This is a genomic window from Serratia sp. CY33525 (assembly GCF_052169115.1).
In the GTDB taxonomy this organism is placed as follows: Bacteria; Pseudomonadota; Gammaproteobacteria; order Enterobacterales; family Enterobacteriaceae; genus Serratia; species Serratia sarumanii.
The window spans coordinates 76939-100435 of record NZ_JBJNLK010000013.1 but is presented as its reverse complement, the minus strand read 5'-3'; the positions used below and the strand labels follow the sequence as shown (position 1 = coordinate 100435).

22 protein-coding genes are annotated in these 23497 nt (G+C 60.7%); 15 read left to right on the top strand and 7 right to left on the bottom strand.

The window, feature by feature from the left end; all coding sequences use genetic code 11:
• Positions 1-34: 34 nt before the first annotated feature.
• The 3 genes from metF to metB all read right to left on the bottom strand — a co-directional run bounded on the left by metF (position 35) and on the right by metB (position 4756).
• Positions 35-931 (bottom strand): methylenetetrahydrofolate reductase, encoded by an 897-nt coding sequence (metF, locus tag ACJ8IM_RS23285; RefSeq protein WP_033636430.1) that lies wholly within the window; start codon positions 929-931, stop codon positions 35-37.
• Between the two features lie 226 nt (positions 932-1157).
• Entirely contained in the window at positions 1158-3593 is a 2436-nt protein-coding gene (locus ACJ8IM_RS23280; protein ID WP_033649894.1) for a bifunctional aspartate kinase/homoserine dehydrogenase II, read from the bottom strand.
• Between the two features lie 2 nt (positions 3594-3595).
• Positions 3596-4756: a cystathionine gamma-synthase gene (gene metB, locus ACJ8IM_RS23275; protein ID WP_033645215.1), complete on the bottom strand. Its 1161-nt coding sequence runs from the start codon at positions 4754-4756 to the stop codon at positions 3596-3598.
• Between the two features lie 304 nt (positions 4757-5060).
• On the opposite strand from metB, the gene metJ reads away from it, so the two are divergent.
• Positions 5061-5378, top strand: a complete 318-nt coding sequence (gene metJ / locus ACJ8IM_RS23270) for a met regulon transcriptional regulator MetJ (protein ID WP_006317756.1) — start codon at positions 5061-5063, stop codon at positions 5376-5378.
• 77 nt (positions 5379-5455) lie between these two features.
• Here the strand turns inward: metJ and rpmE are convergent, their stop codons facing one another.
• Entirely contained in the window at positions 5456-5671 is a 216-nt protein-coding gene (gene rpmE, locus ACJ8IM_RS23265) for a 50S ribosomal protein L31 (RefSeq protein ID WP_004931078.1), read from the bottom strand.
• 199 nt (positions 5672-5870) lie between these two features.
• Here rpmE and priA point away from each other — a divergent pair, with 199 nt between their 5' ends.
• From priA to rraA, 7 genes are all read left to right on the top strand, one after another.
• The gene (gene priA / locus ACJ8IM_RS23260; RefSeq protein ID WP_033654545.1) at positions 5871-8066 is read left to right on the top strand and encodes a primosomal protein N'; all 2196 of its coding nucleotides are present in this window, start codon (positions 5871-5873) and stop codon (positions 8064-8066) included.
• A gap of 291 nt (positions 8067-8357) precedes the next feature.
• Positions 8358-9386: a DNA-binding transcriptional regulator CytR gene (gene cytR, locus ACJ8IM_RS23255; protein WP_004931082.1), complete on the top strand. Its 1029-nt coding sequence runs from the start codon at positions 8358-8360 to the stop codon at positions 9384-9386.
• Positions 9387-9451: 65 nt separating this feature from the next.
• Complete coding sequence (ftsN, locus tag ACJ8IM_RS23250) at positions 9452-10387, top strand: cell division protein FtsN (protein ID WP_033654538.1); 936 nt, start codon at positions 9452-9454, stop codon at positions 10385-10387.
• A gap of 102 nt (positions 10388-10489) precedes the next feature.
• Positions 10490-11020, top strand: coding sequence for an ATP-dependent protease subunit HslV (gene hslV, locus ACJ8IM_RS23245; RefSeq protein WP_004931085.1), 531 nt, complete (start codon positions 10490-10492; stop codon positions 11018-11020).
• A gap of 12 nt (positions 11021-11032) precedes the next feature.
• Complete coding sequence (gene hslU, locus ACJ8IM_RS23240) at positions 11033-12367, top strand: HslU--HslV peptidase ATPase subunit (RefSeq protein ID WP_033636435.1); 1335 nt, start codon at positions 11033-11035, stop codon at positions 12365-12367.
• A gap of 96 nt (positions 12368-12463) precedes the next feature.
• Positions 12464-13381 (top strand): 1,4-dihydroxy-2-naphthoate polyprenyltransferase, encoded by a 918-nt coding sequence (locus tag ACJ8IM_RS23235; RefSeq protein WP_033636436.1) that lies wholly within the window; start codon positions 12464-12466, stop codon positions 13379-13381.
• 75 nt (positions 13382-13456) lie between these two features.
• Positions 13457-13942, top strand: coding sequence for a ribonuclease E activity regulator RraA (gene rraA, locus ACJ8IM_RS23230; RefSeq protein ID WP_004931090.1), 486 nt, complete (start codon positions 13457-13459; stop codon positions 13940-13942).
• 60 nt (positions 13943-14002) lie between these two features.
• Here the strand turns inward: rraA and zapB are convergent, their stop codons facing one another.
• On the bottom strand, positions 14003-14242 hold the full coding sequence (gene zapB / locus ACJ8IM_RS23225; protein ID WP_004931092.1) for a septal ring assembly protein ZapB: 240 nt from the start codon (positions 14240-14242) through the stop codon (positions 14003-14005).
• 524 nt (positions 14243-14766) lie between these two features.
• On the opposite strand from zapB, the gene ACJ8IM_RS23220 reads away from it, so the two are divergent.
• From ACJ8IM_RS23220 to glpX, 3 genes are all read left to right on the top strand, one after another.
• Entirely contained in the window at positions 14767-15612 is an 846-nt protein-coding gene (locus ACJ8IM_RS23220) for an MIP/aquaporin family protein (RefSeq protein ID WP_004931095.1), read from the top strand.
• A gap of 42 nt (positions 15613-15654) precedes the next feature.
• Positions 15655-17163 carry a glycerol kinase GlpK gene (gene glpK / locus ACJ8IM_RS23215; protein ID WP_033654537.1) on the top strand — a complete coding sequence of 503 codons (1509 nt, stop codon included), beginning with the start codon at positions 15655-15657 and terminating at the stop codon, positions 17161-17163.
• Positions 17164-17293: 130 nt separating this feature from the next.
• Positions 17294-18304 carry a class II fructose-bisphosphatase gene (gene glpX / locus ACJ8IM_RS23210; RefSeq protein ID WP_033654536.1) on the top strand — a complete coding sequence of 337 codons (1011 nt, stop codon included), beginning with the start codon at positions 17294-17296 and terminating at the stop codon, positions 18302-18304.
• A gap of 193 nt (positions 18305-18497) precedes the next feature.
• Here the strand turns inward: glpX and emrD are convergent, their stop codons facing one another.
• Positions 18498-19682 carry a multidrug efflux MFS transporter EmrD gene (emrD, locus tag ACJ8IM_RS23205; protein ID WP_033649888.1) on the bottom strand — a complete coding sequence of 395 codons (1185 nt, stop codon included), beginning with the start codon at positions 19680-19682 and terminating at the stop codon, positions 18498-18500.
• Between the two features lie 297 nt (positions 19683-19979).
• On the opposite strand from emrD, the gene ACJ8IM_RS23200 reads away from it, so the two are divergent.
• Both ACJ8IM_RS23200 and fpr read left to right on the top strand, forming a co-directional pair.
• The gene (locus tag ACJ8IM_RS23200; RefSeq protein ID WP_033654535.1) at positions 19980-20591 is read left to right on the top strand and encodes a helix-turn-helix transcriptional regulator; all 612 of its coding nucleotides are present in this window, start codon (positions 19980-19982) and stop codon (positions 20589-20591) included.
• Between the two features lie 3 nt (positions 20592-20594).
• Complete coding sequence (gene fpr / locus ACJ8IM_RS23195; protein ID WP_033636442.1) at positions 20595-21341, top strand: ferredoxin--NADP(+) reductase; 747 nt, start codon at positions 20595-20597, stop codon at positions 21339-21341.
• Positions 21342-21352: 11 nt separating this feature from the next.
• Here fpr and ACJ8IM_RS23190 read toward each other — a convergent pair whose 3' ends face one another.
• Positions 21353-21772 (bottom strand): DUF805 domain-containing protein, encoded by a 420-nt coding sequence (locus ACJ8IM_RS23190; protein ID WP_033639143.1) that lies wholly within the window; start codon positions 21770-21772, stop codon positions 21353-21355.
• Positions 21773-21971: 199 nt separating this feature from the next.
• Here ACJ8IM_RS23190 and ACJ8IM_RS23185 point away from each other — a divergent pair, with 199 nt between their 5' ends.
• Positions 21972-22556 carry a DUF1454 family protein gene (locus ACJ8IM_RS23185; protein WP_033636444.1) on the top strand — a complete coding sequence of 195 codons (585 nt, stop codon included), beginning with the start codon at positions 21972-21974 and terminating at the stop codon, positions 22554-22556.
• 127 nt (positions 22557-22683) lie between these two features.
• The gene (gene tpiA, locus ACJ8IM_RS23180; protein ID WP_004931113.1) at positions 22684-23451 is read left to right on the top strand and encodes a triose-phosphate isomerase; all 768 of its coding nucleotides are present in this window, start codon (positions 22684-22686) and stop codon (positions 23449-23451) included.
• Positions 23452-23497 lie beyond the last annotated feature (46 nt).

The window sequence follows — 23497 nt, the reverse complement described above, 5'->3', positions numbered from 1 at the left end:
GGTAAGTGACGCCCTTTTCAATGGAACAGGCCTGTCAGGCGGCTGCCACCGGGCGCACGCCCAGCGTGTGGCAGATGGCGTAGCTCATCTCGGCGCGGTTCAGCGTATAGAAGTGGAAATCTTTCACGCCTTCGCGGCTGAGGATCTTCACCATGTCCATGGCGATGTTGGCACCGACCATTTTGCGGGTCTCCGCATCGTCGTCCAGCCCTTCGAACATGCTGGTCATCCAGCTTGGCACCCGCACGTTGGTCATGGTGGCGAAGCGCTGCAGCTGCTTGAAGTTGGACACCGGCAGAATGCCCGGCACGATTTCCACGTCGATACCGGCGGCGACGCAGCGGTCGCGGAAGCGCAGGTAGCTCTCAACGTCGAAGAAGAACTGGGTGATGGCGCGGCTGGCGCCGGCGTCGATCTTGCGCTTCAGGTTGATTAAATCAGCCTGGGCGCTCTTCGCCTCCGGGTGCACTTCCGGGTAGGCGGCGACGGAAATGTCGAAGTCGCCCACGTCTTTCAGCAGCGCCACCAGATCGGTCGCGTACATGTCCGGCTTGCCGCCGCCCGGCGGCAGATCGCCGCGCAGCGCCACGATATGGCGAATGCCGCTGTTCCAATAATCGGCCGCGATGTCGCGCAGCTGCGCCGGGCTGGCGTCGATGCAGGTCAGGTGCGGCGCCGCCTCCAGGCCGGTGCGCTCCTTGATCCCCTTGATGATGCTGTGGGTGCGATCGCGCTCGCCGGAGTTGGCGCCGTAGGTGACGGAAACGAATTTGGGTTTGAGGATGCTCAGACGATCGATCGACTGCCACAGGGTCTCTTCCATCTCGCTGGTGCGCGGCGGGAAGAACTCGAATGATACGTTAATCTGGCCGTTCAACTCCGCCAGACTCTGATTCAGCGCTTCCCGCTGGTTTGCGTGGAAAAAACTCATACCCTGCTCACCTCTTATCAATCACTGTTTTTTTCATCTTGATGAGCGTCTATACGTTTAGACGTCTAGATAGAAAATGCCGCATGTTGGCTAAAGAGTCAACAGGAAAATGAGGGGAATAAGATGATTAATCTTCACCCGCTCAACGAGGGAATTTCATGACGGCGGCAGGGATAAGTATGGCAGGAAAAGCAAAGGGGCGCGGTGAACCCGCGCCCGCAGAGGATTAAAGCAGCTGCGCCAACCGGTTAAGGTCTGACTGGATCGCTCCGGCGGTCACGTCGCGGCCGGCGCCCGGCCCGCGGATCACCAGCGGATTATCGCGATACCAGCGGCTTTCGATGGCGAACACGTTGTCGCACGGCAGCAACGAGGCCAGCGGATGCTCAGGACGCACCGCCTCCACGCCGACCCGCGCCTTGCCGTTGGCGTCGAAACGCGCCACGTGACGCAGCACCAGGCCCATTTCGCTGGCGGCCTCAAAGCGCTGCTGCATCTGCTGGTTCAGCGCCTCGCCGTTCTCGAAGAACTGATCGACGGAGCCCTGCTCGCAGCCCGCCGGCACCAGCGACTCGACCCGCACCTGGTTAGGTTCGATGTCGTAGCCCGCTTCGCGCGCCAGGATCACCAGCTTGCGCATCACGTCCTGGCCGGAGAGGTCGACCCGCGGATCCGGTTCGGTCAGCCCCTGCTGCCAGGCCTGATCCACCAGCTCGGTGAACGGCACCGTGCCGTCATACTGCAGGAACAGCCAGGAAAGCGTGCCGGAGAAGATGCCGCTGATCGCCAAAATGCTGTCGCCGCTGTCGCGCAGATCGCGCACCGTGTGGTTGACCGGCAGACCGGCGCCGACGGTGGCGTTGTACAGCCAGTGGCGGCCGGTTTTGGCGAAGGCGTCGCGAATTTGGCGATAGGTATCGCTGCACGAAGCTCCCGCCAGCTTGTTGGCGCTGATCACGTGGAAACCGTAGCTGGCGAAATCCAGATACTGCCCGGCCAGCTCTTCGCTGGCGGTCACGTCGAGCACCACCAGATCGTCGAACGGGTGCGCGCGCATCCACAGGAACAGCGACTCTTCGTCGAGCGCCTGCGCCTCGTCCTCAAAGAACGCCAATGCGCGGCTGGCGTCCAGCCCTTCGTAGTTCAGCAGGCTGCGGCGGCTGTCCACCACCCCCGCCAGGATAAATTCGAAGCCGCTGCGCGCGGAAATATTGGTCTGCTCGCGGGCAAACAGCTCCAGCCAGCGCGACCCAATGTTGCCCTTGCCGAACAGCACCAGACCGATGCGCTTCTCGGCGCGGAACAAGCTTTGGTGCAGCCCCTGGATCAGCAGCGCGGTCGGCCCCTGGCGCAATACCGCCACCAGGCTGATGCCATCTTCCGCCTGCCAGATAAATTCGACCGGCTGATCTTTCAGCTGCTGATAGAAGCGATGGCTGTGCAGCGGGTTCTTGCACACCCCGGCGCCGACCATCGCCACCAGCGCCAACCCTTCGCGCAGGTGCAGTTCACCCGGCAGCGCCGAGGCCTGCAGGATCGCCAGCGCGCTGTTGACCACCTCGGAGGTGTAGCACAGCTGCACCCGATTGCGATCAGGATGGATGCCCACCGCCAGCGGTTTGATCTGCGCGCGCTTGAGCACCAGATCCAACTCTTTCTGCGCCAGTTTGAAGTCATGCTGAGCGGCGACGTGCAGCTCAATCAGACACACGTCATCGTGGCTGGTGACAATCTTGGCGCCGGTGCCGGACGCCAATACGCGCTCGATGCGCGTCGAGCCCTGCTCCGGCTGGTAGCTGCAGCGCAGCTGAAGATCGATATCGCTGCCGGAGACCGGCTGCAGGGTGCGGGTATGCAACACCGGCGCCGCCAGGCGCGCCAGCTCGCTGGCTTCGTCCAGGCGCAGCAGCGGCAGCAGGCAGGCGTCTTTCACCTTGCGCGGGTCGGCGCTGTAAACCCCGGCCACGTCGCTCCAGATAGTGACGCGCGCCGCGCCGGCCAACGCGCCGACCTGAGTGGCGGAGTAGTCGCTGCCGTTACGCCCCAACAGCACGGTTTCCCCGGCGTCGTTGCGCGAAATGAAGCCGGTCACCACCAGGCGCTTGCCCGGATGTTGAGCCAACAATTGCTGCAGCAGCGGATAAGAACGGCCTTCATCCACCTGCGGCTGCGCGGCGCGCTCGGCGCGCAGGAAATCACGCGCATCCAGCCAGGCCGCCTGCATATCCAGGTGGTTGAGCACCGCCGCCATCAGGCGCGCCGACCAGATCTCGCCGTGCCCGACCACTTCGGCATAGCACACCTCGTCGACTTTGCCGTCCAGCAGCACTGCCAGACGTTCCAGATCCTGAATGAACTCGGCGATCAGCGGCTCGGCGCTTTCCGGCGGCAGCAGGCCGCTGATAAGATCGCTGTGATAACGACGCAACGTCTGCTGCACCTGGTGCGCAGACAGGCGATCGCTCTGGCTGAGCTTCAGCCAGTTGATCAACTGGTTGGTGGTACTGCCGGCGGCCGATACCACCATCATGTCGCCCGGCTGGCTGTATTCCGCCATAATCCCGGCCACACGCAGATAACACTTCACATCCGCCAGACTGCTGCCGCCAAACTTGTGCAGTTGACGCCCACTCACCGGCCCTGCTACAGCAATTGCATTCATGCTTACCTCGTTGCCGCCGCCTGGAAAGCGCGTTCCAGATCGGCAATCAAATCTTCACTGTCTTCAATACCCACGGAAATGCGCAGCAGGCTCTCGGAGATGCCGGCCGCTGCCCGCGCCTCCGCCGCCATGCCGGCGTGGGTCATGGTCGCTGCATGCGAGATCAGGCTTTCTACGCCGCCCAACGATTCTGCCAGAGTAAACAGCTCAAGGGCAGAGAGAAAACGGCGCAGCACCGCTTCATCGCCGTCCAGTTCAAAACTCAGCATCGCGCCGAAACCGCGCTGCTGACGGCGGGCGATCTCATGCCCCGGATTCTCCGGCAGGGAGGGATGATACAGCTTTTTCACCAACGGTTGCTGCTGTAAATAGTCAACAATCGCTTCAGCGTTTTGCTGCGCCGCCTTGATGCGCGGCGACAGCGTGCGCATGCCGCGCAGCAAAAGATAGCTGTCGAACGCGCCGCCGGTCACGCCGATGTTGTTCGCCCACCAGGCCAGCTCGACCGCCAGCTCGGGATCTTTGGCGATCACCGCCCCGGCCACCACGTCCGAATGCCCGTTCAGGTATTTGGTGCACGAATGGACCACCAGATCGGCACCGAGTTCGATCGGCTGTTGCAGGGCCGGGCTGAGGAAGGTGTTGTCCACCACCGTCAACGCGCCCGCCGCGTGCGCGGCGGCGCAGATCGCCGCGATATCCACCACCCGCAGCAGCGGGTTGCTGGGGCTTTCGATCAACACCAGCTTCGGCTTTTGCGCCAGCGCCTGTTGCAGGGCGGCTTCATTACCCTGATCGACGAACAGCACGCGATAGGCACCGCGTTTGCTCAGGCTGTCGAACAACCGATAGCTGCCGCCGTAGCAGTCGTGCGGCGCCACCAGCAGATCGCCGGGCTTCAGCAGCACGGTGGTCACCAGATGGATCGCCGACATCCCGCTGCCGGTCATCACCGCGCCGGCGCCGCCTTCCAGCTCCGCCAACGCGCGTTGCACCACGTCGCGCGTCGGGTTGCCGCGGCGCGAGTAATCATGGGCTCGGGGTTGGTTGAAGTCGGTAAAGTTATAGGTGCTGGACAGATGAATCGGCGGGACAACGCAGCCGTACTGTTCGTCGTCGTTCAGGCCGCTGCGTACGGCAATCGTGGCTGGTTTACGCGTCATGGGCTCGCTCGGCTCTCGGTTCGGTGAATGAGGCCTAAAGAGTAATCGCAGGATTGATAGACGTCAATACATCTGGACATCTAAACTTCTCTGCGTATAGATTGAGCAATGGCACAATACCCGCTAAAATTATGCCGATATGACATGACGATAAGATGTTAAGCCGCAATGCCTGGCCGAGGCGGGGCATTCAGTGACCCTGGTCGCGTAAAATTGACATTTATTTAGTGAGAACAGTGAAGATCGGGCATAATTGGCCGGTTTTTAGAATTTTGTAATTTTTCTGACAAAGTTAAGGTGTCCCATGGCTGAGTGGAACGGCGAGTATGTCAGCCCTTACGCTGAACACGGTAAAAAAAGCGAGCAAGTCAAAAAGATCACGGTATCCATTCCGCTGAAGGTCCTGAAAATCCTCACCGACGAACGGACCCGTCGCCAGGTGAACAACCTGCGCCACGCCACCAACAGCGAACTGCTGTGCGAAGCGTTTCTGCATGCCTTTACCGGCCAGCCGCTGCCGAACGATGAAGACCTGCGCAAAGAGCGCAGCGATGAAATTCCGGAAGCCGCGAAAGTGTTGATGCGCGAACTGGGTGTCGATCCCGATACCTGGGAATATTGAGAACCGCCCGGCGAACGCCGGCGGCAGAAACGAAAAAAGGCGCCAAAGGCGCCTTTTTCATCGGACGATAAGAAATCTTATTTCTTAGCGCCTGGTACGCTGAAACGCTTGTTGAAGCGGTCAACGCGGCCACCGGTAGCAACGTCACGCTGCTTGCCAGTGTAGAACGGGTGGCATGCGCCACAAACGTCCAGGTTCAGATCGTGGCCCACGGTGGAGCGGATCTTCATCACGTTACCGCAAGAGCAGTTAGCAGTAACTTCTTCGTATTTTGGGTGGATACCTTGTTTCATGGGAAACCTCAGTTAAGGCCGTGTCGCTATCCAGCCCTGTTTCGCCAGACACCACACGTGGTTGATAATAGAATTTTGGTATCGAATTATACCAAAGGCGGCAAATTATACAGCATTAGCCGGGGCGCGCAATCGGAACCGTACATTTGCCGATGCGCCGTGTAAACTGATGCCCACTTTTTTCAATTTGGATGAGATCATGCCCGTCGTACACGTTGCCTTGCCGGTCCCCCTCGCCCGCACCTTCGACTATCTGCTGCCGCCCGGCATGCAGCCGGTGGCCGGCGCGCGCGTGGGCGTGCCCTGGGGCAGGCAGCATGCGATCGGCATCGTCACCGGCTGCAGCGACACCAGTGAACTGCCGCTGGACAAGCTCAAACCGATCGACAGCGTGATCGACGCCGAATCGCTGTTCTCCCCCAGCCTGTGGCGCATCCTGCGCTGGGCCAGCGATTACTATCACTACCCCATCGGCGAAGTGCTGTTCCATGCGCTGCCGATCCTGCTGCGGCAAGGCAAACCGGCCGAGGCCGCGCCGCTGTGGCAATGGTTCGCCACCGAAGAGGGGCGCGCCACCCCGCCCGAAAGCCTGAAACGCGCGCCGAAACAGCAGCAGGCGCTCGCGGCGCTGCTGCAACGCCCGGTCTATCGCCACCAGGTCAGCCAGCTTGAGCTGACGGAAAGCGCCCTGCAGGCGCTGCGCGCCAAAGGGCTGATCGATCTGCGCGCTCAGGTCGCGGATACGCACGACTGGCGCCCCAACTTCGCAGTGCTCGGCGAGCGGCTGCGGCTGAACACCGAGCAGGCTACCGCCGTCGGGGCGATCAGAAGCGAGGATGAGCAGTTCGCCGCCTGGCTGTTGGCCGGGGTAACCGGCTCCGGCAAGACCGAAGTCTACCTCAGCGTGCTGGAAAACGTGCTGGCCAAAGGCCGACAGGCGCTGGTGCTGGTGCCGGAAATCGGCCTGACGCCGCAAACCATCGCCCGCTTTCGCGAGCGCTTCAACGCGCCGGTAGACGTGCTGCACTCCGGGCTGAACGACAGCGAGCGGCTGGCGGTTTGGCTGCGCGCGCGCAGCGGCGAAGCCGCCATCGTCATCGGCACCCGCTCGGCGCTGTTCACGCCGTTCCGTCAGCTGGGCGTGATCATCATCGACGAAGAGCACGACAGCTCTTATAAACAGCAGGAAGGCTGGCGCTACCACGCCCGCGATCTGGCGGTGTTCCGCGCCCGGGAAGAGGATATCCCGATGGTGATGGGCTCCGCGACCCCGGCATTGGAAACGCTGCACAACGTGCAGCTGGGCAAATATCGCCAGCTGAAGCTCACCCAGCGCGCAGGCAACGCCAAACCGGCGGCGCAGCACCTGATCGATCTGAAGGGGCTGCCGCTGAAGGTCGGTCTGTCGCAGCCGCTGCTGAAGAGCATGCAGCACCATTTAAAAGCCGGCAATCAGGTGATGCTGTTCCTCAACCGCCGCGGTTACGCTCCGGCGCTGCTGTGCCACGAGTGCGGCTGGATAGCCGAATGCCAGCGCTGCGATCACTATTACACCTTCCACCAGCACCAGCGCCAGCTGCGCTGCCACCACTGCGACAGCCAGCGGCCGGTGCCGCACCAGTGCCCACAGTGCGGCTCCACTCACCTGGTGTCGGTCGGCGTCGGCACCGAACAGCTGGAGCAGGAGCTGGCGCCGCTGTTCCCCGACACGCCGATCACCCGCATCGATCGCGACACCACCAGCCGCAAGGGCGCGCTTGAGCAGCACCTGGCGGATATCCATCGCGGCGAAGCGCGCATTCTGATCGGCACGCAGATGCTGGCCAAGGGCCACCATTTTCCCGACGTCACGCTAGTGGCATTGCTGGACGTGGACGGCGCGCTGTTCTCCGCCGACTTCCGCTCCGCCGAGCGTTTCGCTCAGCTGTATACCCAGGTCTCCGGGCGGGCCGGCCGCGCGGGCAAACAGGGTGAAGTGCTGCTGCAAACCCACCATCCGGAGCACCCGCTGCTGCAGGTACTGCTGCAACAGGGTTACGACGCCTTCGCCAAACAGACGCTGGCGGAGCGCAACAGCGTGTTTCTGCCGCCTTACACCAGCCACATCATCGTGCGCGCCGAAGATCACGACAACCAGCAGGCCCCGCTGTTCCTGCAGCAGCTGCGCAACCTGCTGGAAGCCAGCCCGCTGAAGGACGATTCGCTGTGGGTGATGGGCCCGGTGCCGGCGCTGCAGTCCAAACGCGGCGGCCGTTTCCGCTGGCAGCTGCTGCTGCAGCACCCGACGCGGCGCGTCCTGCAACAGCTGATGAAAAGCTCGCTGCCGCTGATCGGCACCCTGCCGCAAACGCGCAAGGTGAAATGGACGCTGGATGTCGATCCGATCGACAGCTGATCCCGGAAAAGTCCGATTTAGCTGCCGCAGTGCAAACGTTTACCCTTGAAATTGCGAGCGAACGCTAAAAAACCTTCTCAGGTCACATTTTTTATGCAAATTAGGTAACAAAGGCGGGGCGTATTCTGTTTAGAATGTCTGCGAGGGCAAATTTTGTCGCCACATCGCAGCGCGACGGAGTGCCCGAACACGAGTGGCGCTCAATGACAACAATTTCGCCACCGCATGCCGGACATTGTGAGCAAACAGCAGTAGTGGCGTCGGCATGGGGCTGACGCAAGGAGAAAGGCGTTGGAACACAAGAAAGAGTTATCCATGGCGACCATGAAAGACGTCGCCGAAATGGCGGGCGTTTCAACGGCTACCGTATCGCGTGCGCTGATGAACCCGGAAAAGGTGTCAACGCCGACGCGCCAGAAAGTGGAACAGGCCGTCCTGGCCGTGGGTTATTCTCCTCATGCTCTGTCACGCAATATCAAGCGCAACGAATCCCGCACCATCCTGGTGATCGTGCCCGACATCTGCGATCCGTTTTTCGCCGATGTGATCCAGGGGATCGAACAGACCGCCGCCCAACAAGGCTATCTGGTGCTGATCGGCGACTGCGCGCAGCAAAACCAGCAGGAGCGCACCTTCGTCAATCTGATCATCACCAAACAGATCGACGGCATGCTGCTGCTGGGCTCCAACCTGCCGTTCGACGCCAGCAAGGAAGAGCAGCGCAACCTGCCGCCGATGGTGATGGCCAACGAGTTCGCTCCCGAGCTGGAACTGCCGACGGTGCACATCGACAACCTGACCGCCGCCTTTGAAGCCGTGCATTATTTACATCAATTGGGCCACCGGCAGATCGCCTGCGTCGCCGGGCCGGAACAGATGCCGCTGAGCCATTATCGGCTGCAGGGTTACGTTCAAGCGCTACGTCGTAATGGCATTACCGTCGAAAGCAGCTATATTACCCGGGGTGATTTTACCTACGAAGCCGGCGCGCAAGCGCTGACGGCACTGATGGCTCAGCCGAAACCGCCGACGGCGGTGTTCTGCCACAGCGACGTCATGGCGATCGGCGTGCTGTCCCAGGCGAAGAAAATGGGGCTGCGGGTGCCGCAGGATCTGTCGATCGTCGGCTTTGACGACCTCAAGCTGGCGCAGTATTGCGATCCGCCGCTGACCACGGTGGCGCAGCCGCGCTTCCAGATCGGCCAGCAGGCGATGTTGTTGCTGTTGGAGCAGTTGAACGGCCAGACGGTGGCCAGCGGCTCCCGGCTGTTGGACAGTGAATTGATTATCAGAGGCAGCACCGCTGCCCCGAAACGCTAGTCAAATATTTTAGGGTTCAGTAACATGACGGACTTATCCTTTCATCAGGACACAGCGGAATAATAGTGGCACAAAAAGACTATGTAAGCCGTGGGCGCGCAGCAGGAGCTAAGCGTAAAACCCCCAGCCGTAAAAAACGCAGTTCTCCGAAGGTTTCCAAAACCGTGCTGGCGTTAGCCGCCGCATTGCTGGTTGTCTTTGTCGGTGGCCTCTATTTCATTACGCACAACAAGCCGGAAGACGCGCCGTTGTTGCCTGCGCACACCACGCGCCCCGGCAACGGCCTGCCGCCGAAGCCGGAAGAGCGCTGGCGCTACATCAAAGAGCTGGAAAACCGGCAGATCGGCGTGCAAACCCCGACCGAACCGACGGCCGGCGGCGAGCTCAATTCCAAAACTCAGCTGACCGCCGAACAGCGGCAACTGCTGGAACAGATGCAGGCCGACATGCAGCAGCGCCCGACGCAGCTGAACGAAGTGCCGTATAACGATCCGGGCCAGGCCAACGCGCGCAGCACTCGCCAGCAGCAGCAGATGCAACAACAGCAAATGCAGCAGCAGCCGGTGCAGCAACAGCAGCAGGTCAGCCAGCCGCCGCGCAACCCGTTCAACAACGGGGCCACCACCGCGCCGGTGCAGCCGCACCCGCAGCCAAAACCGACTACCCAGCAACCGGTACAGGTGAAACAGCCTGAGCCGAAGCCGCAACCGAAACCGGAGCCCAAACCGGAAGTGAAACAGGAAACGGCCAAGCAGGAAACCAAACCAGAATCAAAACAGAAGTGGATGGTGCAATGCGGTTCGTTCCGCGCCACCGATCAGGCTGAATCCGTGCGTGCGCGCCTGGCGTTCGAAGGCATCGAGAGCCGCATCACCGCCGGCGGCGGTTGGAATCGCGTGGTGCTCGGCCCGTACAGCAGCCGCGCCGCCGCGGACAAAACCCTTTCGCGCCTGAAGGGCGTCGGCATGTCGAGTTGCATTCCCCTCTCCGTTGGGGGTTGAAAAGCGTCAATCCCCCCCCATCTATACTCTCAATATGCCTCGTAGCGTCTGCGAAAGCAGGCGCTGCGGGGGCTTCTTTCCGTCTTTAACGAGGGTCTGCTCGTGACAACAATTGTAAGCGTACGCCGCAACGGCCAGGTCGTCATCGGTGGTGATGGCCAGGCAACCCTGGGTAATACGGTGATGAAGGGTAACGTCAAGAAAGTGCGTCGCCTGTATAACGACAAAGTGATCGCCGGTTTCGCCGGTGGCACCGCTGACGCCTTCACGCTGTTTGAACTGTTTGAACGCAAACTGGAAATGCATCAGGGCCACCTGGTGAAAGCCGCCGTCGAGCTGGCGAAAGACTGGCGCACCGACCGCATGCTGCGCAAGCTCGAAGCGCTGCTGGCGGTCGCCGATGAAACCGCTTCATTGATCATCACCGGCAACGGCGATGTGGTGCAGCCGGAAAACGATCTGATCGCCATCGGCTCCGGCGGCCCTTACGCTCAGGCCGCAGCCCGCGCCATGTTGGAAAATACCGAGCTGAGCGCCCGCGACATCGTTGAGAAATCCCTCAACATCGCCGGCGACATCTGTATTTACACCAACCATTTCCACACCATTGAAGAATTGCCTTCCAAAGCGTAAGGATCGAATACCATGTCTGAAATGACCCCGCGCGAGATCGTCAGCGAACTGGACAGCTATATCATTGGCCAAAACAAGGCCAAACGCGCTGTCGCCATTGCCCTGCGCAACCGCTGGCGCCGGATGCAGCTCAACGAGATGCTGCGTCACGAAGTGACCCCGAAAAACATTCTGATGATCGGCCCGACCGGCGTCGGTAAAACCGAAATCGCCCGCCGTCTGGCGAAGCTGGCCAACGCGCCGTTCATCAAGGTTGAAGCCACCAAGTTCACCGAAGTGGGCTATGTGGGCAAAGAAGTGGACTCCATCATCCGCGATCTGACCGATGCCGCCATCAAAATGGTGCGCATGCAGTCGATCGAGAAAAACCGCACCCGTGCCGAAGAGTTGGCCGAAGAGCGCATTCTCGACGTGCTGATCCCGCCGGCCAAAAACAACTGGGGCCAGCCGGAAGAAGGCCAGGAACCGTCCGCCGCCCGCCAGGCATTCCGCAAGAAACTGCGCGAAGGCCAGCTGGATGACAAAGAGATCGAAATCGATCTGGCCGCCGCGCCGATGGGCGTGGAAATCATGGCGCCTCCGGGCATGGAAGAGATGACCAACCAGCTGCAGTCGATGTTCCAGAACCTCGGCGGCCAGAAGCAAAAACCGCGCAAGCTGAAGATCAAAGAAGCCTTCAAGCTGCTGGTGGAAGAAGAAGCCGCCAAGCTGGTGAACCCGGAAGAGCTGAAAGAGCAGGCGATCGAAGCGGTTGAACAGCACGGCATCGTGTTTATCGACGAGATCGACAAAATCTGTAAGCGCGGCGGCCAGAGCTCCGGCCCGGACGTCTCGCGCGAAGGCGTGCAGCGCGATCTGCTGCCGCTGGTGGAAGGCTGCACCGTGTCCACCAAGCACGGTATGGTGAAGACCGACCACATCCTGTTCATCGCTTCCGGCGCGTTCCAGACCGCCAATCCGTCGGATCTGATCCCGGAACTGCAGGGCCGTCTGCCGATCCGCGTTGAGCTGCAGGCGCTGACCACCGAAGACTTCGAGCGCATCCTGACCGAGCCGAGCGCGTCGCTGACCGAGCAGTACAAAGCGCTGATGGGCACCGAAGGCGTCAACATCGAGTTCACCGCCGACGGCATCCGCCGCATCGCCGAAGCCGCGTGGCAGGTCAACGAAAGCACCGAGAACATCGGCGCGCGTCGTCTGCACACCGTGCTTGAGCGTCTGATGGAAGATATTTCCTACGAGGCGAGTGAAATTAATGGCCAATCCATTACAATTGATGCGGATTACGTGCGCAGTCATCTGGATGAACTGGTGGCGGATGAAGATTTGAGTCGTTTTATCCTATAATCGCTCAATCTTTGTCTTGTCAGTCATCTGTGTGGGAGGCATTGCCTCCCACAATTATTTCTAACGGACACCGCAACTTACTGACAGAAGCGAAACATGAGCTCATCGACCCCCACCACCCCGATCTCCGCCTGGCTGGAAAGTCTACGCCCCCGCACCCTGCCGTTGGCCTTTGCCTCCATCGTGGTCGGTTCGGCAATTGCCGCCTGGCACGGCAGCCTGAAACCCGAAGTGGCGCTGCTGGCGCTGTTGACCGCCGGCCTGCTGCAGATCCTCTCCAACCTGGCGAACGACTACGGCGATGCCGTCAAAGGCAGCGACAAAGAAGATCGCATCGGGCCATTGCGCGGCATGCAAAAAGGCATGATCACCCAGGCGCAGATGAAACGGGCGCTGGTGGTGACGGTGGTGCTGATCGCCCTCGCCGGCTGTTCGCTGATCGCCGTCGCCTGCGAGCAACCCAGCGACGTGGTGGGCTTCCTGGTGCTGGGCGGGCTGTCTATCGTGGCCGCCATCACCTATACCGTCGGCAACAAGCCCTACGGGTATTTGGGGCTGGGCGACATCTCGGTGCTGGTATTCTTCGGCTGGCTGAGCGTAGCCGGCACCTACTATCTGCAAACGCACACCTTCGACAGCGTCGTGATGCTGCCGGCCACCGCCTGCGGCCTGCTGGCGACGGCGGTGCTCAACATCAACAATCTGCGCGATATCGAGAGCGATCGCGAAAACGGCAAGAACACGCTGGCAGTGCGTCTCGGCCCGCACAAGGCGCGCATTTACCATGCCCTGCTGCTCGGCGGCGCGGTGCTGTGTTTCGCGCTGTTTACGCTGTTCAATCTCCACAGCCCGTGGGGCTGGCTGTTCGTGCTGGCGATCCCGCTGCTGGTGCGCCACGGCCTGCGCGTACTGCGCGATCCGACGCCGGTCGGCATGCGGCCGATGCTGGAGCACATGGTCAAGGCGGCGTTGCTGGCCAACCTGCTGTTCGCCATCGGCGTGGCGCTCAGTTAAAAACTGATGATTTTGCCAACAGGGCGAATAAAGGGATATACTGAACATTCCAGCGGCAAACAGACGTAAAATCCTATGAAATACGATACTTCCGAACTTTGCGACATCTATCATGAAGAGGTGAACGTTGTTGAACCTCTGTTCTCCAATTTTGGCGGGCGTACTTCATTTGGCGGGCAGATCACCACGGTGAAATGCTTTGAGGATAACGGCCTGTTGTTCGATCTGCTTGAAGAAAACGGCCGCGGCCGCGTGCTGTTGGTCGACGGCGGCGGTTCGGTACGCCGGGCGCTGATCAACGCCGAACTGGCGCGCCTGGCCGCCCAGAACGAATGGGAAGGCATCGTGGTGTACGGCGCGGTGCGTCAGGTGGACGATCTGGAAGAACTCGACATCGGCATTCAGGCGATGGCGGCGATCCCGGCGGGCGCGGTAAGCGAAGGCGTGGGGGAAAGCGATATCCGCGTCAACTTCGGTGGCGTCACCTTCTTCTCCGGCGATCACCTGTATGCCGACAACACCGGCATCATCCTCTCCGAAGACCCGCTCGACATCGAGTGATTTTCGGTCATGAAAAAGGGCGCCGCAGGCGCCCTTTTCGTTGCTGCCTGGCGTGAGGAATCAGACCTCTTCCATCTTGCCCAGCAGAGCGCGCAGGCGATCTTGCCATACGTGCTGTTCTTCTTTCAGCTGTTGGTTTTCGCGCACCAGCGCTTCGTGGTTGCCGGAGGCAGCCTGAACTTCCTGCGACAGAGAGTTGTTTTTGTCTTTCAGCTCTTCAATTTCCATCTGCAACAAGGTGATGGTATCAATCGCCTGCTGTACTTTTGCTTCCAGTTTCTCAAATACTTCAAATGACATGCTTCAGTCCCCTCATGATAGCAAGGCGTACATCTATAAGTAGCGGCCGCAACGTCGGCTGCAGCTACTGCGAATATTGCATCGCGCTCAGTGACGCGCGCCGTTATGGAAGGCGCGCCAGTCTCGATTCGTTAAAAACGATTGTAAGTAGCCAGTCTCCGCCTGTCTAGCAACATACCGGATCATCGCGCAGTCTGTTGCAATTTTCCTGCCTCCGCCATCAGCAAAAACTGAAAATCCCCGCCGCCGCCGCCGCGAGTTGTTAACGCCCCTCGCCAAACCACTGGTCAGATCACACTTTTATGGCTCAGAAAGAACACTAAACGACGCGAAATCGCTCAATTTTATGACGAGCTACACACATTTTGATTTCGCTATTTCTCGTTTATGTTCGTTAACGATAAATTTACATCACGTCCTCATTCAATAATTGGACGAGATGAAAAAAACTGTGCCCATAGGTCAGATGTATACCTAACTGAGCCTATAAACCAACAACCGCCGTTTTGCAGGACAACAACATTATGAGCCAAACCACCAGTCCGACATTAAAAGGCCAGTGCATCGCCGAGTTCCTCGGCACGGCGCTGCTGATCTTCTTTGGCGTAGGCTGCGTTGCCGCGCTGAAACTGGCGGGCGCCAGCTTCGGCCAGTGGGAAATCAGCATCATTTGGGGCCTGGGCGTCGCCATGGCCATCTATCTGACCGCCGCCATTTCCGGCGCGCATCTCAACCCCGCGGTCACCCTCGCTCTGTGGCTGTTCGCCTGCTTCGACGGGCGCAAAGTGGTGCCTTACATCATTGCGCAGATCGCCGGTGCCTTCTGCGCCGCCGCCCTGGTCTATGGGCTGTACTACAACCTGTTCTTCGACTTCGAAGCGGCTCACCACATGGTGCGCGGCAGCAACGAAAGCCTCGAGCTGGCCGGCATCTTCTCGACTTACCCTAACGCGCATATCTCCGTCGGCCAGGCCTTCCTGGTAGAAATGGTGATCGCCGCCATTCTGATGTGCCTGATCCTGGCGCTGACCGACGACGGCAACGGCATCCCGCGCGGCCCGCTGGCGCCGCTGCTGATCGGTATTCTGATTGCCGTGATCGGCGCCTCCATGGGACCATTGACCGGCTTTGCGTTGAACCCGGCGCGTGACTTCGGGCCGAAACTGTTCGCCTACCTGGCCGGCTGGGGCAAAGTCGCCTTCACCGGCGCACGCGATATCCCGTACTTCCTGGTACCGATCTTCGCCCCTATCGTCGGCTGTGGCCTGGGCGCTTTCGGTTACCGCGCGCTGATTGGCCGCCACCTGCCGTGCGACGTCTGCGTGACGGAAGAAGAGCCCGACGCCAAGACCCAGCAGCGCAAAGCATGATGGGTGCAGTTTTACACGGTTAACAACAGCAGGATAATTACCATGACTGTAGAAAAAAAATACATCGTCGCACTCGACCAAGGGACCACCAGCTCACGCGCCGTCGTGCTCGATCACGACGCCAACATCGTTGCGGTATCGCAGCGCGAATTCCCGCAGATCTATCCCAAGGCCGGCTGGGTTGAGCACGACCCGATGGAAATCTGGGCGTCGCAAAGTTCGACGCTGGTAGAAGTGCTGGCGAAAGCCGACATCAGTTCCGATCAGATCGCCGGCATCGGCATCACCAACCAGCGCGAAACCACCATCGTCTGGGAAAAAGAGACCGGCAAGCCGATTTACAACGCCATCGTCTGGCAGTGCCGCCGCACCGCCGACATCTGCGAGAAGCTCAAACGCGACGGCCTGGAAGAGTACATCCGTCACAATACCGGCCTGGTGGTTGACCCGTACTTCTCCGGCACCAAGGTGAAGTGGATCCTGGACAACGTCGAAGGCGCCCGCGAGCGCGCCAAGCGCGGCGAACTGCTGTTCGGCACCGTCGACACCTGGCTGGTGTGGAAAATGACCCAGGGACGCGTACACGTCACCGATTACACCAACGCCTCACGCACCATGATGTTCAACATCCACGAGCTGGACTGGGATGAACGCATGCTGGAAGTGCTGGATATCCCGCGCGCCATGCTGCCGAAAGTCCGTCCTTCCTCCGAGGTGTACGGCCAGACCAACATCGGCGGTAAGGGCGGTACGCGTATTCCTATCGCCGGTATCGCCGGTGACCAGCAGGCGGCGCTGTACGGCCAGCTGTGCGTTCAACCGGGCATGGCGAAGAACACCTACGGCACCGGCTGCTTCCTGCTGATGAACACCGGCAAAGAAGCGGTGCGTTCGAAAAACGGCCTGCTGACCACCATCGCCTGCGGCCCGCGCGGCGAAGTGAACTATGCGCTGGAAGGCGCGGTGTTCATCGGCGGTGCGTCTATCCAGTGGCTGCGCGACGAGCTGAAACTGATCAGCGACGCCGCCGACTCCGAATACTTCGCCACCAAGGTGAAAGACAGCAACGGCGTCTATGTGGTGCCGGCCTTCACCGGCCTGGGCGCCCCATACTGGGATCCGTACGCCCGCGGTGCCATCTTCGGGCTGACCCGTGGCGCCAACAGCAACCACATCATCCGCGCTACGCTGGAATCCATCGCTTTCCAGACCCGTGACGTGCTGGACGCTATGCAGGCCGACGCCAACACCCGCCTGCAATCGCTGCGCGTGGACGGCGGCGCGGTCGCCAACAACTTCCTGATGCAGTTCCAGTCCGATATTCTCGGCACTCGCGTAGAACGCCCCGAAGTGCGTGAATCGACGGCGCTGGGCGCCGCGTTCCTGGCGGGCCTGGCCATCGGCTACTGGAACGATCTGGATGAAGTGAAGAGCAAAGCGGTGATTGAACGCGAATTCCGCCCAAGCATCGAAACCACCGAACGCAACTACCGCTACGGCGGCTGGAAAAAAGCGGTGGCTCGCGCTCAGGCGTGGGAAGAGCACGACTAAACCCAGCCTTGTCGTTACCCCCCAAATTGCGCTGCCTGCGGGCGGCGCTTTTTTTTGCCCCGCCCCGCTGCCGCCGCGCTGTGATAGACTTTGCCGATATTTTCTTCCCTTTCTCACAGACAGGTTTGCCATGAAACGTGAATTAGCCATCGAATTTTCCCGCGTTACCGAAGCCGCCGCGCTGGCGGGCTACAAATGGCTGGGACGCGGCGACAAGAACGCCGCCGACGGCGCGGCGGTCCACGCCATGCGCATCATGCTTAACAACGTGGATATCGATGGGCGCATCGTGATCGGCGAAGGCGAGATCGACGAAGCGCCGATGCTGTATATCGGCGAACAGGTCGGCACCGGCCAGGGCGACGCGGTCGACATCGCGGTCGATCCGATCGAAGGCACCCGCATGACCGCCATGGGCCAGTCCAATGCGCTGGCGGTATTGGCGGTGGGCGATCGCGGCACCTTCCTGCACGCGCCGGACATGTACATGGAGAAGCTGGTGGTCGGCCCGGCGGCGCGCGGCGCCATCGATCTCAACCTGCCGCTGGCGGAGAACCTGCAGAACGTCGCCGCCCGGCTGGGCAAACCGCTGTCGCAGCTGACGGTGATTGTCTTGGCCAAACCGCGCCACGACGGCGTCATCGCGCAGATGCAGCAGCTCGGCGTGCGGGTGTTCGCCATTCCTGACGGCGACGTGGCGGCCTCCATTCTCACCTGCATGCCGGAAAGCGAGGTCGATGTGATGTACGGCATCGGCGGCGCGCCGGAAGGAGTGATCTCAGCCGCGGTGATCCGCGCGCTGGACGGCGACATGCAGGCGCGTTTGCTGCCGCGCCATGAGGTGAAAGGCGACAGTGCCGAGAACCGCCGCATCGGCGAACAGGAGCTGGCGCGCTGCCGGGAGATGGGTATCGAAGCCGGTCAGGCGCTGCGTCTGGATCAGATGGCGCACAACGACAACGTGATCTTCTCCGCCACCGGCATCACCAAGGGCGATCTGCTGGAGGGCATCAGCCGCCAGGGCAATATGGCCACGACCGAAACGTTGCTGATCCGCGGCAAGTCGCGCACCATCCGCCGCATCCGTTCAACCCACTATCTGGATCGTAAAGACCCGGCGCTGCACGAGTTTTTGCTGTAACGAAACAGGGCGCCGAATGGCGCCCTGATGATTGATGACAAACCTCATGACCTTGCCGAGTTGGCAGAGAGCAACGAATAGAAAACCAGGAAAATCAATTTATTGATTTTCGGCTGATAACCACAAAGGGGGAAAAATCACGCTTTTTCCCCCCTTTGTCAACTGCATGAGGGCGCCGAATGGCGCCCTGTCGTTATGCGGTATGCCCCTGATGTTGCATCCGGTTGGACAGCGGCCACCAGCACAGCAAGATCAACAGCGCCATCGCGAACATCAGCAATCCGAGGCTGAACTGCCCGGTTTGCGGCAGCATGGCGGAAAGCCAGGTCGCAAGCCCCGATCCCATATTCTGCATGCCGCCCACCAATGCGCCCGCCGCGCCGGCCAGGTAAGGGAACGGCTCCATCGCCCCCGTGGTCGCCAGCGGGAACAGCATGCCGGCGCCGAAGAAGAACAGCGCGGCCGGCACGATCAGCGTCCAGATGTTCATCACGCCGAACCAGCCCGGGATCCACATCATCGCCCCCGCCAGCAGGCAGCTAATCACCGAATGCCACATCAGCGTGTGGAAGGTCTTGCCGTCGCGCCCGGCGTACCAGGCACCGAAAAACGCCGCCGGGATCGGCAGAATGAACAGGATGCTGACGGTCAGACCGCTCAGCCCCAACACGCCGCCCATCAACACGCCGCAGCTGGCCTCGAATACCGCAATGCCCGCCAGCGCGCCGATCAGCATCACCAGATAGCAGCTGAAGGTGCTGTCAGCCAGCAGCTGGCGGAAACTGGCCAGCATGCGGCGTTTTTCCGTTTGCACCGGGCGGGTTTCCGGCAGCCAGCGGAACATGGCGAAAGCGACGCAGGCGCACAGCGCCAGCAGGAAGGCGTAGCTGGCACGCCAGCCGAACACCATCGCCAATGCGCCGCCGATCACCGGCGCCAGCAGCGGGCTGACCAAAATCCCCATATTCAGCAGGCTGTTGGCATAGCGCAGCGCGGTGCCGGCATACAGATCGCGCGGCATGGTGCGCGCCATCACGCCCGCCACGCCGGTGCCCATGCCCTGAATGGCGCTGGCGGCGACCAGCATCGTCAGGTTAGTGGACAGCAGCGCGCCCAGCGCGCCGATCAGGAAGATCATCATGCCGGTCAGGATCACCGGACGACGCCCGATACGATCCGATATCGGCCCGTAAATCAGCTGGGAGAAACCGTAGGTCAGCAGATACGCCGCCATCACCCGTTGCACGGCGCCGGTGCGAACCGACAGATCGTGGGCGATATCAGCAATAACGGGAACATAAATGGTTTGCGCCATCTGGCCGACGGCGACCAACAGGATAAGCATCACCAGCAGGTGAAAATTCTCTAGTTTTCTCATTATCTTCGTTAACGTTTCAACTCGTCACAGCGTCCCGGAATGGCCGTTGCAGCAGCCAGAACGGCGAGCAGCCCTCTATGGCGGCATAAACTAATCAAATCTGATTTTTTTAGCGAGTTTCAGGCAGATATTGATCCAGGTCACACTGGCAGCAAACCCGACCAGGCTCGTAAATTAAACTGTACGTCTAACGCTTTGGAGTTAAAAACAGCGCCCTTGCAGTAGCCGCGCTTTAGCATTTAATCGATAATCCTTTTCATCAACTTGAAATAAAATAACACCATAGGGATTTGGTTCATGAAAACACCTGAGCTGATTTTATTGCAGTTAAAGGCTCTCGGCCCGCACTCGGCCAAAATGCTGGCGGAGCGTCTGGACATCACGCCGATGGGCATCCGACAACATCTGCAATCCCTGGAAAAACGTGAGTTGGTTTGTTACGAAGAAGCGCGCAGCAAGGTCGGCCGCCCGACGCGCTACTGGTCGCTGACCGAGCGAGGGCATGCCTTTACGGCCGCCGACCAGGAGCGGTTGCGGGCATCCGCGCTGCAGCTGTTTGGCGGCGCCGGGGTGGAACCGTTGCTCAGCGCGCGCGAAGAGCAGCTTTATCTGCGTTATGCCGAAGAGCTGTCCGCCGAGCGTAGCCACCAAGATCGGTTAGCCCGACTGGTGCGCCTGCGGCAACATGACGGTTACATGGCTGAATTGCTCGACCACCCGCTCGGCGCGCTGCTGGTGGAAAACCACTGCCCGATCGGCGTGGCCAGCTCCAGCTGCAGCAGCCTGTGCAATTCCGAGCTGCAGCTGTTTCACCGCCTGTTCGGCAACGACTACCGGGTAGAGTGCACCGCGCACGCCATTTCCGGCTCACGACATTGTGCTTATTTGATTCGACCACGGGAGCTTTAGAGTATGGCTGAATGGGTAAACGGCAAGGTTACGCAGGTAAAACAATGGACCGACGGGCTGTTCAGCCTGGTGGTCAATGCCCCCATCGATCCTTTCACCGCCGGGCAATTCGCCAAGCTGGCGCTGGAGATCGACGGCGAACGGGTGCAGCGCGCCTACTCCTACGTCAATGCCCCCGACGACGCCAATCTGGAGTTCTATCTGGTCACCGTGCCGGAAGGCAAACTGAGCCCGCGCCTCAATCAACTGCAGCCGGGCTCGGACGTGATGGTAACCAAAGAAGCCGCCGGCTTCTTCGTGCTGGACGAGGTGCCCGACTGCGACACGCTGTGGATGCTGGCGACCGGCACCGCCATCGGCCCCTATTTATCGATTCTGCAGCAGGGCATCGGGCTGGAGCGCTTCAACAACCTGGTGCTGGTGCACGCCGCGCGCTTTGCGCGTGACCTGAGCTACCTGCCGCTGATGCAGCAACTGCAGCAGCGCTACAACGGCAAGCTGCGCATCCAGACTGTCGTCAGCCGCGAAGAGGCGCCCGGTTCATTGACCGGCCGCGTACCGGCGCTGATCGAGGACGGCCGGTTGGAAGCGGCGATCGGCTTGACCATCGACGCCGAAACCAGCCACGTGATGCTGTGCGGCAACCCACAAATGGTGCGGGACACCCAGCAAACGCTGAAAGACCACCGCCAGATGCGCAAGCACCTGCGCCGCAAGCCGGGCCACATCACCAGCGAACACTACTGGTAACCCGAAGGGGATCAGCGGAACTTCACCGGTTCGGCTTCCGGGCCGAACCGGTTATCCCCCGGCGTGCCGACGAAGGCACCCAGATCGATCATCATCATCACGATAATCAGCGTCGGAATGAAACGCCCGACGCCCCATTGCCAGATCGGCGCCAGCATCTGCCAGTTCCCCGCCGCCAGCATCCACGCCAGGATCAGCAGCAGCGCCCACCAGCCGGCCTTGTTGCGATCGTGCAGGCGCTTGACCAGCACCGCCGCCGTCGGCCACAGCAACGCCACGATAAAGAAGGCGATGGATTGGATGGCGATCAGCTGATAATTGGCCAGCGTAAACGCCGCCGCCATCAGCGCCAACCACAGCCCCATCCAAATCCAGAAGTCGCGCCGCCCGATGCGGCCCTTAAAAGAAAAACACCACTGTTGTAACGTCATCGATTCCTGCGCTCTAAGCCTGCCCATATTCTGCGCCGCAGTGTAACATAGGCGCTGCCGGGCCGAGTTTTCCGCCTTGCATAACGCGGTGCGCCGCACAGCTTTCTCGTCAGCGAACCGATAATGGCGTGGGATCTTTGACAAGCCCCGCGGGTTATCGCTTTAATCGGAGCCATCTTTGTCCTTGATGCCATACGCCATGCTGAGAAAAACCCTCGTCATCGCCTGCCTGCTGCAGGCGGCCGCCAGCGCCTGGGCCGATCCGCCGCCCACCGAAGCGACGCCCGCCGCACCTTACCTGCTGGCCGGGGCGCCGACGTTCGATCTGACGGTGGTCAAATTCCGCGAAAAATACAACCGCGACAACCCGAAGCTGCCGATTGGCGAATTCCGCGCCATTCCCGCCGCCGAAGACGATTCGCCGCTGCTGACGCGCGCCGCCAGCAAACTCAACGAAAACCTGTACGCCTCCACCGCGCTGGAGAAAGGCACCGGTAAAATCAAAACGTTGCAGATCACTCACCTGCCGCTGCAGCAGGCCAATGAAGAAAAAGCCGCGCGCGCCATCGCCATCAGCTACATGGCGGCGCTGATGCGCCAGTTCGAACCGGCGTTGACGGTGGAACAGAGCCAGAACAAGGTGAACAGCCTGCTGGAAAAAGGCAAAGGATCGCGCTTTTACCAACAGCAGGTCGGCGCCATTCGCTATGTCGTTTCGGACAACGGCGATAAAGGCGTAACCTTCGCGGTTGAACCGATTAAGCTGGCGCTTTCCGAGCCGTAACGGCGCGGCATTTAATGACGAAAAGCAAAGCCTTCGCGCTTAATGATCTCTATACTGTTGGGCAGGTAAACTGCCGGTCCGGCAGTTGTCATTTCGACTCTCGCGTTCCCTAGTTGGAGGAAAAAACATGCGTCATCCATTAGTTATGGGTAACTGGAAGCTTAACGGCAGCACCCACATGGTCAACGAACTGATCGCCGGCCTGCGCAATGAGCTGAGCAGCGTTGACGGCTGTGGCGTCGCCATCGCCCCGCCGGTGATGTATCTGGATCAGGCCAAGCACGCGCTGGCCGGCAGCCGCATCGCGCTGGGCGCGCAGAACGTGGACGTTAACCTGTCCGGCGCCTTCACCGGTGAAGTTTCCGCCAACATGCTGAAAGACGTCGGTGCCCAGTACATCATCATCGGCCACTCCGAGCGCCGCACCTACCACAAAGAAAGCGACGAAGTCATCGCCGAGAAATTCGCCGTGCTGAAAGAAGCCGGCCTGATCCCGGTGCTGTGCATCGGTGAAACCGAAGCGGAAAACGCCGCGGGCAAAACCGAAGAAGTGTGCGCGCGCCAGATCGACGCCGTGCTGAAAACGCTGGGCGCACCGGCGATGAAAGGCACCGTGATCGCCTATGAGCCGGTCTGGGCCATCGGCACCGGCAAATCCGCTACCCCTGCGCAGGCGCAGGCCGTGCACAAATTTATCCGTGACCACATCGCCAAGCACGATGCCGCGGTTGCCGCTGAAATCATCATCCAGTACGGCGGTTCGGTGAACGACAAGAACGCCGCGGAGCTGTTCTCTCAGCCGGACATCGACGGCGCGCTGGTTGGCGGCGCCTCGCTGAAAGCCGACGCTTTCGCCGTGATCGTCAAAGCCGCTGCCGCAGCGAAAAAAGCCTGATTCCCTTAGGCCTGCCATAAAAAAACCCCGGCTTGCCGGGGTTTTT

Coding starts and splice junctions, on each gene's coding strand:
- metF (WP_033636430.1), bottom strand. CDS start 931: ATGAGTTTTTTCCACGCAAACCAGCGGGAAGCGCTGAATCAGAGTCTG.
- ACJ8IM_RS23280 (WP_033649894.1), bottom strand. CDS start 3,593: ATGAATGCAATTGCTGTAGCAGGGCCGGTGAGTGGGCGTCAACTGCAC.
- metB (WP_033645215.1), bottom strand. CDS start 4,756: ATGACGCGTAAACCAGCCACGATTGCCGTACGCAGCGGCCTGAACGAC.
- metJ (WP_006317756.1), top strand. CDS start 5,061: ATGGCTGAGTGGAACGGCGAGTATGTCAGCCCTTACGCTGAACACGGT.
- rpmE (WP_004931078.1), bottom strand. CDS start 5,671: ATGAAACAAGGTATCCACCCAAAATACGAAGAAGTTACTGCTAACTGC.
- priA (WP_033654545.1), top strand. CDS start 5,871: ATGCCCGTCGTACACGTTGCCTTGCCGGTCCCCCTCGCCCGCACCTTC.
- hslU (WP_033636435.1), top strand. CDS start 11,033: ATGTCTGAAATGACCCCGCGCGAGATCGTCAGCGAACTGGACAGCTAT.
- ACJ8IM_RS23235 (WP_033636436.1), top strand. CDS start 12,464: ATGAGCTCATCGACCCCCACCACCCCGATCTCCGCCTGGCTGGAAAGT.
- rraA (WP_004931090.1), top strand. CDS start 13,457: ATGAAATACGATACTTCCGAACTTTGCGACATCTATCATGAAGAGGTG.
- zapB (WP_004931092.1), bottom strand. CDS start 14,242: ATGTCATTTGAAGTATTTGAGAAACTGGAAGCAAAAGTACAGCAGGCG.
- ACJ8IM_RS23220 (WP_004931095.1), top strand. CDS start 14,767: ATGAGCCAAACCACCAGTCCGACATTAAAAGGCCAGTGCATCGCCGAG.
- glpK (WP_033654537.1), top strand. CDS start 15,655: ATGACTGTAGAAAAAAAATACATCGTCGCACTCGACCAAGGGACCACC.
- glpX (WP_033654536.1), top strand. CDS start 17,294: ATGAAACGTGAATTAGCCATCGAATTTTCCCGCGTTACCGAAGCCGCC.
- emrD (WP_033649888.1), bottom strand. CDS start 19,682: ATGAGAAAACTAGAGAATTTTCACCTGCTGGTGATGCTTATCCTGTTG.
- ACJ8IM_RS23200 (WP_033654535.1), top strand. CDS start 19,980: ATGAAAACACCTGAGCTGATTTTATTGCAGTTAAAGGCTCTCGGCCCG.
- fpr (WP_033636442.1), top strand. CDS start 20,595: ATGGCTGAATGGGTAAACGGCAAGGTTACGCAGGTAAAACAATGGACC.
- ACJ8IM_RS23190 (WP_033639143.1), bottom strand. CDS start 21,772: ATGACGTTACAACAGTGGTGTTTTTCTTTTAAGGGCCGCATCGGGCGG.
- ACJ8IM_RS23185 (WP_033636444.1), top strand. CDS start 21,972: ATGCTGAGAAAAACCCTCGTCATCGCCTGCCTGCTGCAGGCGGCCGCC.
- tpiA (WP_004931113.1), top strand. CDS start 22,684: ATGCGTCATCCATTAGTTATGGGTAACTGGAAGCTTAACGGCAGCACC.